This is a genomic window from uncultured Dokdonia sp. (assembly GCF_947492535.1).
Classification (GTDB): domain Bacteria; phylum Bacteroidota; class Bacteroidia; order Flavobacteriales; family Flavobacteriaceae; genus Dokdonia.
On sequence record NZ_CANLNH010000007.1, the window covers coordinates 211,981 to 226,148 of the forward strand.

The 14,168-nt window shown below is 35.0% G+C and carries 8 protein-coding genes; 2 read left to right on the forward strand and 6 right to left on the reverse strand.

Annotated features, from left to right (window positions below):
* Positions 1-29 precede the first annotated feature (29 nt).
* The 5 genes from Q1A60_RS11700 to Q1A60_RS11720 form a co-directional block, all read right to left on the reverse strand.
* On the reverse strand, positions 30-2,696 hold the full coding sequence (locus Q1A60_RS11700) for an alpha-amylase family glycosyl hydrolase (RefSeq protein WP_299765792.1): 2,667 nt from the start codon (positions 2,694-2,696) through the stop codon (positions 30-32).
* A gap of 901 nt (positions 2,697-3,597) precedes the next feature.
* Positions 3,598-5,436: a CocE/NonD family hydrolase gene (locus Q1A60_RS11705; protein ID WP_299765855.1), complete on the reverse strand. Its 1,839-nt coding sequence runs from the start codon at positions 5,434-5,436 to the stop codon at positions 3,598-3,600.
* A gap of 7 nt (positions 5,437-5,443) precedes the next feature.
* Entirely contained in the window at positions 5,444-7,963 is a 2,520-nt protein-coding gene (locus tag Q1A60_RS11710; protein ID WP_299765794.1) for a thioredoxin family protein, read from the reverse strand.
* Positions 7,960-9,300: a tRNA lysidine(34) synthetase TilS gene (tilS, locus tag Q1A60_RS11715; protein ID WP_299765796.1), complete on the reverse strand. Its 1,341-nt coding sequence runs from the start codon at positions 9,298-9,300 to the stop codon at positions 7,960-7,962. Before tilS ends, Q1A60_RS11710 begins: the two co-directional genes overlap by 4 nt.
* 11 nt (positions 9,301-9,311) lie before the next feature.
* On the reverse strand, positions 9,312-9,488 hold the full coding sequence (locus tag Q1A60_RS11720) for a CAL67264 family membrane protein (protein WP_299765857.1): 177 nt from the start codon (positions 9,486-9,488) through the stop codon (positions 9,312-9,314).
* Between the two features lie 277 nt (positions 9,489-9,765).
* On the opposite strand from Q1A60_RS11720, the gene Q1A60_RS11725 reads away from it, so the two are divergent.
* Positions 9,766-11,394: a carboxyl transferase domain-containing protein gene (locus tag Q1A60_RS11725; RefSeq protein ID WP_299765798.1), complete on the forward strand. Its 1,629-nt coding sequence runs from the start codon at positions 9,766-9,768 to the stop codon at positions 11,392-11,394.
* 102 nt (positions 11,395-11,496) lie between these two features.
* Here Q1A60_RS11725 and Q1A60_RS11730 read toward each other — a convergent pair whose 3' ends face one another.
* Positions 11,497-12,204 (reverse strand): hypothetical protein, encoded by a 708-nt coding sequence (locus Q1A60_RS11730; RefSeq protein ID WP_299765800.1) that lies wholly within the window; start codon positions 12,202-12,204, stop codon positions 11,497-11,499.
* A 260-nt stretch (positions 12,205-12,464) separates the two neighbouring features.
* Between Q1A60_RS11730 and Q1A60_RS11735 the strand changes: the two genes are divergently transcribed.
* Positions 12,465-14,168: a M23 family metallopeptidase gene (locus Q1A60_RS11735; RefSeq protein WP_299765802.1), complete on the forward strand. Its 1,704-nt coding sequence runs from the start codon at positions 12,465-12,467 to the stop codon at positions 14,166-14,168.

Consider the following 14,168-nt stretch of genomic DNA (forward strand, 5'->3'; position numbering starts at 1 on the left):
TTCCTAATTAATCTTCACTTTGTATAAAACTATTTTACAAGGATCTTCCCAACTTCAATTTCAGATCCGTAAACTACTTTATAAAAATAAAGACCAGAAGTAGTAAGACGATAGTCTATTACTACTGTACCTGCATCAAAATCCTTTGATTTATATTCTTTGACTATACGCCCATAACTGTCATAGATAGCGACCGTAACTGTATTTCGTTGTGATAACGGAATTGCAATAACTCCCTGTCCATCTGAAGGATTTGGATAGGTAGTAACTGTACTTTTATAGTTTGTGACAAGCGTTTTCTTTACATCAGAAGGAATGTCTTTTGAAAAACTACTTTGTGTAGGGCAATCAAACGGACAAGTATCATTCCAATTTCCATTACGAACAGCACCACCAGAAGTAAAATTAAACCAACCTTCGCGGTCTCTAAACAGATCTACAGATTGACTTCCATTATTCCCATTATTAAATACAAGACCAATTTCAGAACTATTTACGCCAGAGGGTAACGTAATATCATAAAAGTACCAATTTGCAGTATCAGGAAGTGCTGTCATTTGTTGTCCAGGCCAATTGGGTGTGCCCGATAAAACACCATTTTGAGACGTATTAAATGTATATGCAAAAATCGTGTTCCAATCATTGGGTTGATGTGCATAAATACGATAGGTATTTGTAGAAGTACCTGGACAATCTGAAGGACATACATCTGACCAAGTACCATTTCGTACAGCTCCGCCAGACGTAAATTCAAACCAACCATCTTTATCTCTAAAAAGATCTACAGACTGACTTCCATTATTCCCATTGTTAAAAACAATGCCTATTTGATTGGCACTTACGCCTGATGGTACATTGATTTCATATTCATACCATACCGTACTTCCAGAAACAGGCGTCATGGTTTGTCCAGGCCATCCACTAGTACCAGACAGTACACTATTCGTAGCTGTATTATATACATAGATATCGAGTTCGTTCCAATCTAATGGTTTCTTAACACGTACTGTAAATGACGTAGGCGGTGTTATAATATCTCCATCAAATGCTTCTCCAATTAACACAAGCCCAAACGGACTATTGAAATCTGCCGTATTATTAGTAACTGTCGCTGTATTTCCTGAAAAATAATCTGTGAGTACAGTTCCATCTGGCCATAAATTAAATAGGTTTAGTGCATCTTGAAAATCGCCATCATTTCCTGTATATACCAAACTTTTATCAGACAATACACCGTTATCAAATTCTCTTTTAAACGTATAAGGCGTATCTTGAAGTTTGGTATGCACACCTGCTCCTACCGAAACATGTTCTCTTCTAAAACGTCCAATTTTTTGATGATGTACTAAGGTAAGTGACTGTAAAGAATTTGGATTAGCAAGATCTCCAAAGTTCATAAATGATCGTAAGGTCGCATCACCTGTCGCACCACCTCCTGGTGTTAGTGTACGTGCAGTCTCATCTCCATAATAAATTTGAGCCGTAGAGGGTGATAATAAGAGTTTTGTACCTGCTTCAAAGGTTCTTGTCCTATTAATATCAAATACCTCCGCAGTATCGTGATTTGCTAAGAAATTCATTACAGAAGCGCCTCCTAATTGATTTTGCAATAGATTATTATAACTAGAAAATATACTTTCTAATCCTTGATTTGCTACAAAACGGAAATCAAAATTAATCAAGTTTTCGTATCCATTATTGTAATAATCTACATTAAAACCATCGCCATTAAAAACACGTTGCATTCCTAAAGCAAAATAATTAAATACTTCTCCTGTCATCCAGAAAGGCTGATCATCTACCTTCTTCTGAGGATTTGCCCCTTTCCAATCTTGTAATGCAATGAGACCTTCCGTTTTTAATTCGGTCCATACAGACTCTTCTACATGTTTTACGGTATCTACTCGAAAACCATCAACTCCATAATCTCTCACATAATCGGTTAACCATTTTATGATATAAAAACGAGGCGCTCTCGGATAGCCTGTTCTATTAAAAAAGACATCTAGCTCTGCTAATTCCTGATCTTTTCTCCCTTCATTCTCCCATTTATCTAATAGCCATTGAGGAAGATTTACGGGGGTATTACTTTCTGTTAGAATATCTGGTAGATTAGCAACTAACTCACATGGTATCGTTCCTTGAGGCCCATTGAAATTACAATCTGGATCTCTACGGACCCAATCGCTTGGCCAAGATTCATCGTCAGGATTATCGGGTCCTACATGATTTAACACAACATCCATGACAATACGGATTCCATGATCATGTGCTGTATCTACCAATGTTTGGAACGTAGCTTCTGTTCCTAAGTTACGATCTATGGCTGTCCAATCTTTTGCCCAATAGCCATGAAAGGCATAATTTTTTCCAGGACCTTCATCGGTAGCGCCATGTATATTTTCATAGGGAGGAGTTAGCCATATGGCACTTACTCCTAAATCGTCAAAATAGCCTTCATTAATTTTATTAATAAGTCCCTGTAAGTCACCGCCTAAGTAACTTCGTAGAGGAGCGCCATCTTGTTGTCTTCCATATGAAAAATCATTGGAGGGGTCACCGTTTTCAAAACGGTCTGTAAGAACAAAATACACCGTTGCATTTTCCCATACAAAAGGAATATCTCTGCTTTGCCCTAAACTAGTGACATAACTTACTAATACGAATAGAAATGTTAATACTTTACTTGTTTTCATAATTCTGGGGGATTAATTGGTTATACTTATGAATTTCTCTATCAAACTAAATAGATTCTAAACAACTAAAAATGTGATAGATAAGTGAATTTAAAAGTAAAATAAAGTTTTAGTTTATACTATTAGTAATGGAATTAATCTTCTATTCTACCCATTTTTTAACATACTGATATTCAATATACTTACAGCCATTTTCTCACGAAAACGTTATCGTAAAAATTATCAAATTCGCAATATTCTTTACCATTCAATTATCTATGGTTTCAGAATAAAAAAAATGCAGAAATATATCTTACACATTGTAAAGAAAAATTACAATTATGGATACACTTTCTAACAACAAAATGGGCTCAAAAACAAGACAAAAAGCACTGTCATTTTTTAGGAATCTACCGTTAAAGCTCATTTTTGAAAAATCGACGAAAAGAATACAATTAACGACAAAATACAATGCACTCTTAAATATTTGTTAACAAAAAGGAAAACACCCCCATTTTTTTAGAGAAATAAGGATGAAAAAAATTAAAAAAGGGGTATATCCCTCTTTCCTATCGCATAACTATACTATACTTTTAAGGTATAAAATAAACGAAGGTTTGTTTAGATTTAACAAATGGGGGAAGTGTCGTTTCTATTTGAGTGTTTAAAGACAATTTTAACGCACAATACCATTTAATTTAGGGGTGAAAGGCATCCCGCAACTAGCGGGATGTTTTTCAAAAAATTAAAAATCTAAACTCTACATAATATAGATTGTATGTTTACCACCGACATACAAGTACAACATAGGGGGTGAAAGGCATCTCGCAGGCTTTGCGGGGTGTTTTTCCGTTTTTAGACACATTATTAACTAAAAAAGCGCACTTTATAAAGTGCGCTTTTTTCATAATAATGAATTCTATTATCGTAGGATATTAAACGAAATTCTAGAGGTATGAAACACCGTATGGGTCTCTTTTGTAAAATCTGATTTCTTAGCTTCAAATATATTATCTACATAAGTTTGTGGATTCAAGTCAATAAGAGGAAACCACGTACTCTGCACTTGAATCTGTATTTTATGCCCTTTTTTGAAGGTATGTAATATGTCTTGTAATTTGATAAATACTTCTTCTTTTTTATCGGGCACAAAGGCTTCTGGACGCTCCATACTTCTTCTAAAACGACCTCTCATGACTTCGCTTCGAACCATCTGATGATATCCAGCCATTTGCACACCTTCTTCTGTTTCTTCTGTATTAGGAACATCATCTGGATATACATCAATGATTTTCACAATCCAATCGGCAGAGGTACCTGTAGTAGCTACTTCAAGTTTTGCCATGATCTCTCCAGCAAGTGTTACCTCATCATCCAACACTGGTGTTTCATACACTAATACATCATCTCTTTTTGCAGCAAAACGTTGATCATCACTCATATATTTACGAGGAGTAAATACCATTTTCTTCCCTTCTGCATACGGGACTGGATTTGAAGGATCACTTACAAAAGTTTCTGCGCCATTCTTTGTAGAAGGGCTTCCTGATAATCTATTATTGTCATCTAAATAAAAGGTAGCGCCCATCGTTGCCTTAGGTGGCCATACATCAAATGATTTCCATTCTTTTGTTCCTGTATCAAAGATATGTGCCTCTGGTAATTTGGTCTCATTCCCTCCCATTCCTTTAAGGAAATGATTAAAGAATTTTGTTTCTAATTCTTTTTGGAAATAATCAGAAATATCATCGCCAAAATAAACATTCCCAACCGCTTGTCTCTTTTTAGTTCGTGCCCAATCTCCATGACTCCATGGTCCAAAAACAACTGTATTATAGTTATTACTACGTTTTTCTATATTCTTATAGGTTTCCCAAGGGCCATATAGATCTTCAGCATCAAACATTCCCCCTACAGTCATTACTGCAGGTTTGATATCTTGTAAGTGTTGTATAAGTCCGCGTGATTTCCAGAATTCATCATAATTAGGATGCTCTTTTAACTGTGTCCAAAATTCATTGGTCTCATCATAATACGCATCAAGGTTTGATAAAGGTCCTGTCTTTAAAAAGAAATCAAACTGATCATCACTATCTAATTTTGGGAACTGATACCATGCCTCAGTTGTTGGCCCTTCTTTTTGATATCCAAATAAAGCTGTAGCTCTCCAGTAACTTAATAAATAAGCGCCATTATGGTGGAAATCATCAAAAAAGAAATCGCCAATACATGCTTGTGGCGAACTTGCTTTTAATGCTGGGTGTTCACTTAATAATGAATAGGTTGCATAAAATCCTGGATACGATATTCCCCAAGTTCCTACATTTCCATTGTTATTCTCTACGTTCTTCACCAGCCAATCTATCGTATCGTAGGTATCACTCGCCTCGTCCACTTGATTACCTGTCTTATTCGGAATATAAGCACGCATATTATCATACTTTCCTTCGCTCATCCATCGTCCACGTACATCTTGATATACAACAATATACCCTTCTTCCATCATGTACTTATTAGGGCCTATTTTAGAACGAAACTGCCCTTCACCATAAGGTTTACTACTATACGGAGTACGTTGCATAATGATAGGATACGATTTTGAAGTATCCTTAGGCGAATAAATAGTCGTGTGTAATTTAATTCCGTCGCGCATTACAATATCAACTTCTTGTTTATTGTAGTGTGCTTTTACATCATAAGTTTCTTGAGTGTACGCTTTCGCGAAAGCAAAAACAAATAGCAATACGAATAGTTTCTTCATCATATAATTAATTATTATTAAATCGTGTTATTCCATCTTTTAGCCATGCTTCATACTCAGCAATGTTTGGAGTATATGCGACAGGTTTATTTAAACTAGAGCCATCATGATCAACAAGTACATAATAGGGCTGTGCATTAGTACCGTACGTAGTTTGCTGAAATTCTAGCCATTTCTGTCCATACGTCTGTATTCTGTTTCCTGTAATATCAGACACATACTGCTCTGCTTTAGGAAGCTTTTTAGAATCATCTGCATATAAAGATATTAAAACAATATCCTGATTAAGAATATTAAGAATTGTAGGGTCTACCCATACACGTTCTTCCATCTTTCTACAATTTTGACAGGTCACTCCTGTAAAATCAATCATGGCTGTTTTATTTACCTTTTTTGCATACGCCAAACCTGTCTCATAGTCTTTAAAACTTATAATTTTATGGGGTCCATACGACGCGCCTTCTGGTAAAAGACTTCCCTCAGAAGTTGATACCGTACTATTTGTATATCCTACACCAAAAGGAGATTCACTATGTGAATGTTGTGGTGGTGGGAATCCACTTATTAATTGTAAAGGTGCTCCCCAAAGTCCAGGTATCAAATATATTGTAAATGCTAATGTTGTAAGGCCTAATAATAATCTTCCAACAGAAATATGTTTTAAGTCTGAATCATGGGGTAATTTTAGTTTCCCAAAAAGATATAAGGCAAGTGCTCCAAAAATGGCAATCCAAATAGCAATAAATACTTCTCTACTTAAGAAATGCCATTCTAATACCAAATCTACATTTGATAAAAACTTAAAGGCAAATGCGAGTTCTAAAAACCCTAAGAATACTTTTACCGAATTAAGCCATCCTCCTGATTTTGGTAATGAATTTAACCATCCTGGAAATATCGCAAACAGTGTAAAAGGTAATGCTATAGCGAGTGAAAATCCTAACATGCTTATGATAGGTGCGATTCCTCCTTTGGTCGCTGCGTCTACAAGTGCTGTCCCTGCAATAGGAAATGTACAAGAAAAAGAGACAATAGCGAGTGCCAATGCCATGAAGAAGATACCTATATACCCTCCTCTATTTGCTTGATTATCTACTTTATTTACTAATGAATTTGGCAACATAATTTCAAAAGCGCCTAAAAAGGAAATAGCGAATACTAGAATGATGACAAAAAACACAAAATTAAATATAGGTCCTGTAGATAACTCATACATAAAGTTAGATCCAAAAAGTATGGAAATTACAGTTCCAAGAACCGTATAAATAACGATAATAGAAATACCGTATATAATGGCATTTTTAATCCCTGATGCTCTATCCTTACTTTGTTTTGTAAAAAAGCTAACCGTCATAGGAATCATAGGAAATACACAAGGTGTCAATAAAACGGCAAAGCCAGATATGAAAGCAATCAAGAAAATACTCCACAACCCTTTATTATCTTCTGAATCTTCTTCATCAGATGCATCTACTTCTGATTTATCTGTTTTTATAGTATCCTGATACGCTTCAAAAGCCTTATAATTAGAAAATACCTTTGCTCCTTTTTGTTGAAGATCGTGTATGATATAAAACGTTTGCTGAATACATACTTCTTTACATACTTGGTATGAAATTACGGATGCAACTTCATTACTTTTTGTAGTTACTTTTTGAGATAATCTTGGGGTATTCCCTACATATTTAATGACATCTTCTTCAAAAATATCATCATAAGATGTTTTTGTTTCGCTCTCTATTGCTTTACCTATAAGCGTTAATCCATTCCCTTCTTCTTCAAATTCTAATTTAAGAGGTAGTCCTGCAGGCGTACTTTGCGCATATATATACCAACCATTTTCAACAATAGCATCAAAATTCAATAGATATGTTTCATCCGAAGTTTTTTCTACACTTCCGGACCATTTTACAGGGTCATATTTTTGACCTCCTCCAAAATTAGAAGTATTTGAAATACTAATATCGTCTTTAGCTGCTGCTCCATATGCTTCAAAAGCTTTATAATTAGTAAACGTAACTGCTTTTTGTTTTTCTAAATCATGAACAACATAAAACTCTTGATTAATACAAACTCCATTCTCAATACAACTCTGATGTTTGACTATAGACTTGATCATAGATGTAGATGCATCTGTGCGTTTTATTTTTTGAGAGAGACGTGCTGTATCTTTCCAAAATACTTCATCTACTTCAAAAATATCGCTGTACTCTCGAATGGTAGGGCTTTCTTCTGCTTTTCCGTCTAATACATAAGTCGCATTGCTTTCTGGTAAAAATTCAAAATGCAAAGGAATAGGTCCATCTTCAGGAGTAAACTGACTATATACATGCCACTTCTTTTGAATTTTGGCATCATAATGCAATATATATTCTGTGTCTGAAACTTTTTCTACTTCTCCAGACCATTGAACAGGATCATATTTTTTACCGCCTCCAAATTCTTGTCCGCCTCCGAAACCTTGGGCAATCGCGAGTGTTGTTGTAAGAATAAATACTCCGAGGAGTGTAAGCGTTTTACGCATCATATTGAATATGTTATTTTAAGTCTTTTTCTTGTATGCTCTTGCATGCTATATCTCCTATCTGCACGGCGTCCTAAAACCCAAACAATTCCTTGTTGATCACATAACAACCAACTATTTTCTTTGGCTACCAAAGATAGCTTTTCATCTTTAAAAAATTTACTCAATTTCTTTTTCCCTTGCATCCCTGAAGGATAAAAGAAATCACCTTCTTCCCAACGACGTACTGTCAGTGGAAATTGTATACGCTCTGCATCTACATATATCTCAGTATCTATATCTGTTGCAACGGTATCTACACTAGTAAAAGATAGCTTCCCATAAGCTCCTTGATGCTGAGGTGTATTTTCAGAAATCAGATAAGAAGTCGTTTTATTTTGCTCTTCTTTACTATAAGTATATAATTGTAATGTCGTTCTATCTTTTAATAAACGATGTGTATTCGAAAATAGTTGCTTCCCAGATTGCGCATCTAGTAAGTGATAGACATCATCCCATGCTGTGAATCCGCAATCTTTATACAATACATAAAGTACTGCTTTAGGATCTGGATGTTCTTGTAACCTTGAAATATCTACACATATGGCTCTTGGTCCAACGAAACTATCTAACGGATAAAAATAGCGTTGTTTTAGTTCTTGCGTATATGTTTCTAGTAATCTAGCAGACTGTTGTACGTGCATTATTGTTTTTTCGACACTATGCAGTATATCTGGACGTATTTTTTCTAATTCAGGAACTACGTGATGGCGTATTGCATTGCGTACATAGGCATCAGATGCATTGCTACTGTCTTCCCTCCACGTCATTTTATTCTCTTGTGCATACTCATAAATACGCTTTCGCGAAAACGGCAACAGCGGCCGTAGCACATTTCCAGAAATAGCAGGAATACCAGTTAGCCCTTCAAGACCAGTTCCGCGGGATACGTTAATTAGAAACGTTTCTAAATTATCATTGCTATGATGTGCTGTCACTATATACTCGTATCCTTCAGTGGTGATTAGTTTGTTAAACCAAGCATACCTCAAATCACGCGCAGCCATTTGTGTGGAAACAGTATGTTTTTTCGCGTAAGCGGATGTATCAAAACTTTTTTCGTAATATGGAAGTGTATACTTCTCGGCAAGTTCTTTTACAAAATGTGCATCTGCATCACTTTCTTCGCCACGTAGTTTAAAATTACAGTGTGCCATTCCAATCGTTAATCCAGACGAAACACAAAGATGTACCAACGCAGTACTATCCAGTCCTCCACTTACAGTAACTAGCAATTTTGTAGTCGCTGTTAGAAAGGGAAATTGTTGTTTTAGATGTGATTGAAACGCATCAAGAAGCATATTTTTATATCTTAAACTCTTCCTTTAAGGGCATTAAACACCCATGCAATCGCAAAAAAGCCAATACCTACTGCGGCAAAGCCCCAACCAGCAACCTCGTTATAACGAAAAGCACCAAGACCTATAAGTAGTAGTCCAACTAAAATCATAATAAAAGTAGCCCAAGCGAGCACCGTATTTTTATTCATTCCCATAGATTCATTTTAAGTTGTTAAGCAATTATAAGAATAATTGTTTTAACAAGGAATTTAATACCTATTCGTATCTAAATTCACATGAAAAGAAAATAATAACAAGTATAAGTACAAATATCGGCTAAATTTCATAAACGTGAGGAAGAGAAACTATACGATTTTCGTAAATTCGAACAATATTTAGCAACTCCTACTTTTTAAGAAAAATAAAAGGGGATTTCTAACCTAGAATTTTTTAAAATATCATACTAAAAAAGCGTATTTCAATACTATGGATATAAAGTTTAATAAAAACGAAGATCATAATAAACTCTTACTTTCTGATTTAAAAAGAAAACTTACAAAAGTAAAACTGGGTGGCGGTGAAAAACGTATTGAAAAACATCATTCAAAAGGAAAACTTACAGCTAGAGAACGAATAGATTATCTGGTGGATGATCCGAAAAAGTGTATTGAAATTGGTGCTTTTGCTGGAGAAGGCATGTATGAAGAGCATGGAGGTTGTCCTAGTGGTGGTGTGGTTATAAAAATAGGCTATGTCTCTGGTAAACAATGTATCATTGTAGCTAATGATGCTACTGTAAAAGCAGGTGCTTGGTTTCCTATTACAGGAAAGAAGAACTTACGCGCACAAGAAATTTCTATAGAAAACAGATTGCCTATTATTTATCTTGTAGATAGTGCAGGCGTATATCTACCAATGCAAGATGAAATTTTTCCAGATAAAGAACACTTCGGACGTATTTTTAGAAATAACGCTGTGATGAGCAGTATGGGAATTACACAAATTTCTGCAGTAATGGGAAGTTGTGTTGCCGGTGGTGCGTATCTACCTATTATGAGTGATGAAGCATTAATTGTAGATAAAACAGGAAGTATCTTTCTCGCAGGAAGTTATTTAGTAAAAGCTGCCATAGGTGAAACGATAGACAATGAAACGCTAGGAGGTGCTACTACGCATTGCGAAATAAGTGGCGTGACAGATTACAAAGCAAAAGATGATAAAGATGCTTTAGACACCATTAAGAAATTAATGGATAAAATAGGTGACTATACAAAGGCTGGATATAATCGTGCAGCAGCTGCCTTACCAAAAGAAAATCCTGAAGAATTGTTTGGGATTCTTCCAGCATCCAGAGCTGATCAATATGATATGCGAGAAATCATCAAACGTATTGTAGATCATTCTGAATTTGATGAATATAAAAAAGGATATGGGCAAAGTATTCTTACAGGCTATGCACGTATAGATGGCTGGGCTGTGGGTATTGTTGCCAATCAGCGTAAGTTAGTGAAGACTAAAAAAGGTGAAATGCAGTTTGGTGGTGTGATCTATTCTGATAGTGCAGATAAAGCGACTCGCTTTATAGCTAATTGTAACCAAAAGAAAATCCCATTAGTATTTTTACAGGATGTAACCGGATTTATGGTAGGTAGTAAGAGTGAACATGGCGGTATTATAAAAGATGGTGCCAAAATGGTAAATGCTGTATCTAATAGTGTTGTTCCTAAGTTTACAATTGTTATCGGAAACTCGTACGGAGCAGGTAATTATGCTATGTGCGGAAAAGCCTATGACCCAAGACTTATTGCAGCTTGGCCAAGTGCAGAACTTGCTGTGATGAGCGGTAATTCTGCTGCTAAAGTATTACTACAGATAGAAACTGCTTCGCTTAAAAAGCAAGGAAAAGAAATTACACCTGAAGTAGAAAAAGAATTATACGATAGAATTAAAGCACGTTATGATGAGCAAATCTCTCCGTATTATGCTGCTTCACGTATTTGGACAGATGGTGTCATAGACCCTAGAGATACTCGTAAATGGATTTCTATGGGAATCGAAGCCGCAGATCATGCACCTATAGAGAAGCCTTTCAACTTAGGAGTTATTCAAGTTTAAAGTTCAAATTAACTCGACAACATAAAAAAAGCCGTCTAATTAAAAATTAATTAGGCGGCTTCTATAATTAAAAAGTAGTAGATTAATATATAAAGTGGTATTTTATGATCTTTCAAATTGTTGACCATCCAGCGTAAGAATATTTCCCGAAATTGACCAAGTACTTGAAAATGCTGGAGGGGGATCGTTTTGCTCTCCAGCACAACTACTCACTTCTGTTGGTGTAATGGTTATACTATTTCCTGAAATTGTATAATTAAAATCTGTAATGATCCCTCCATTCATACAGACATCGTTACAATCTGCTTGAAAAACAGATCCCGAAGAACTTGAAGTGAAATTAAAGAAGTTTCCATCTCCATTAGCATTGGTACACTCTGTAGGTAGTTGATTCCATCGACCTAAAATTTCATCTCCTGCTGTATTAGAACTTGATCCAGATACTGTTGCAAAACTATTTATCGTATCCCAGCTTACAGTATCACCATCGTTTACTGTACCGTTTGTAAGAACTCTAGTAAGTTCAAGATCAATAAAACTAGAAAGCTCAAGTGCTGTTCCTCCTCGGTCTAAAACAACTTCTACACTTCTTGTTTCTCCTCTCTCTAAATCAAATAAGTTTGCTGTTTCTTCTGCACCTATATCATTGCCATCACTATCGCGAATTATAGGAAACGAAACATCTTCATGCACAGAGTTCCATGTAAATATCAAGTCGATTGTTATTGGACCTGAATCGTCATCTGAACAAGAATTAAACAAATTTGCACATAAAAACAGCACAAAAAATAAACCGATTTTTTTCATCATAATTAATTTTAAGATTTAAAGGCGTAAAAATCGCAGTTGTAAAGAATACTTAAAATACCCATTACTAGGCATTTTTTATACTTTAGAATTTATGACCTATGTTGTAGCATCTTTACCGTTAGAAAAAGTATCATTACCCCAATAAAGTTTAAGGTATTTTACAATACTCCTTATAATATTTCGCGAAAGCGGACATAGATATACTAAAACAGAAGATTACATGTTTTAATTTAGAAAAGGTTTGTATACATTAGCAATCTATGAGTAAAAGAAGATTCGCAACTTATTTTTTAGTACTATTTTCTACTGTTTTTTGTTTTTCGCAAACAGATATTCCTACCGATTATTTTAAAAACCCATTAGATATTCCGCTAGTAATGGCGGGGACTTTTGGCGAGTTACGTAGTAATCATTTTCATAGCGGACTGGATATTAAAACCCAACGTAAGGAAGGATTAAAAGTATATGCATCGGCAGAAGGTTTTGTAAGCCGAATTAAAATTTCTCATTACGGATACGGAAAAGCATTATACATACAGCATCCAAATGGATATACTACCGTATATGCTCATCTCAAAAAATTTAGTCCAGAAATAGAAGCCTATATAAAAGAAAAGCAGTACAAGAAAGAACGTTATGAGATCGAAGTATTTCCTACGTCTGGCACCTTAGCTGTTATACAAGGTGATCTTATTGCGTATAGTGGAAATACAGGCGGTAGTGGCGGACCTCATCTTCATTATGAAATACGAGATGCCAATGCCAGACCGATGAATCCCTTTTTATTTGGAATAAACGTAGCAGATCATAAACCACCAAAAATCACAAAAGCTTTTGCATATCCGCTAGATGAAAACTCTTATATCAATAGTGCTCAAAAACCTGTAGAGCTTAGAGTGACTATGCAAAAAGACAGTACGTATATCACCGAAAAAATAAAAGCGCAAGGCACTATAGGGTTTGGAATAAGTACCATAGATCAACAAGATGGTGCCAATAATAAAAATGGTATCTATCAAATACAAACCACTGTAAATGGAGAGGAAAACTTCTTACTCACGATGGATAAGTTTTCTTTTGCAGAGACGCGTTATCTCAATAGAATGATTGATTATGGACACTATATTAAAAAGAGAAATAGAGTTCAAAAATTATTTATTGAAAAAAATAATCCGCTTAGTATATATAAAAACCAGGTCGATAATGGGGTTCTAACAATTAGTGATAGCCTCTCCTACCAATATGGTATAAACATAAAGGATTATGCTGGCAATAGTACAAAAATTAATATCCCAATTGTTGGTAACATCGATACCTTAGCAATTTCTAATACTGCTACTATTACAGACAATTATGCGTACTCTGATCAACCATTTTCTTTTTCTGAAGGCAAGTTTTCTGTATATATTCCAAAAGGAGCTTTATATGATGATGAGTTTTTGAATTTAGCATCAAGTTCTGATACATTACATTTTCATCATCAGGAAACACCATTACATAAAAATGCAGTCATTAGTTATGACCTTTCTGCCTATAGTGGAGAAGATAGAGAAAAGCTATATTTAGGGAGAGTCAATCGTAAAGGAAATGATATTTACTATACGAGTACTCGAATTAAAGATAATGCGCTGACGACGGCAACGAGAACTTTTGGAAAATATACCATAGGAATGGATAAAACACCTCCAGTCATTACTCCTAAAAATGTAGCAAAAGGGAGATGGATGTCTAAATATCGTTATCTTAAATTTAAGATAGAAGATGCAAAAAGTGGAATTAAAAATTACCGAGCTACTGTAAATGGTAAGTTTATTCTGATGGAATATGATTATAAAACAAATACCTTAGTACACGATTTTAATGATAATATCGTTACTGATACAGAAAACAACTTAAAACTAATCGTCACCGATAATGTAGGAAATAGTGCTACATTTGAGACAACATTTTTTAGAAAAAAATAA

What these genes read in the sequence shown, in the direction of transcription:
- Q1A60_RS11700 (WP_299765792.1), bottom strand. Translation starts at nt 2,696, where the DNA reads ATGAAAACAAGTAAAGTATTAACATTTCTATTCGTATTAGTAAGTTAT.
- Q1A60_RS11705 (WP_299765855.1), bottom strand. Translation starts at nt 5,436, where the DNA reads ATGAAGAAACTATTCGTATTGCTATTTGTTTTTGCTTTCGCGAAAGCG.
- Q1A60_RS11710 (WP_299765794.1), bottom strand. Translation starts at nt 7,963, where the DNA reads ATGATGCGTAAAACGCTTACACTCCTCGGAGTATTTATTCTTACAACA.
- tilS (WP_299765796.1), bottom strand. Translation starts at nt 9,300, where the DNA reads ATGCTTCTTGATGCGTTTCAATCACATCTAAAACAACAATTTCCCTTT.
- Q1A60_RS11720 (WP_299765857.1), bottom strand. Translation starts at nt 9,488, where the DNA reads ATGAATAAAAATACGGTGCTCGCTTGGGCTACTTTTATTATGATTTTA.
- Q1A60_RS11725 (WP_299765798.1), top strand. Translation starts at nt 9,766, where the DNA reads ATGGATATAAAGTTTAATAAAAACGAAGATCATAATAAACTCTTACTT.
- Q1A60_RS11730 (WP_299765800.1), bottom strand. Translation starts at nt 12,204, where the DNA reads ATGATGAAAAAAATCGGTTTATTTTTTGTGCTGTTTTTATGTGCAAAT.
- Q1A60_RS11735 (WP_299765802.1), top strand. Translation starts at nt 12,465, where the DNA reads ATGAGTAAAAGAAGATTCGCAACTTATTTTTTAGTACTATTTTCTACT.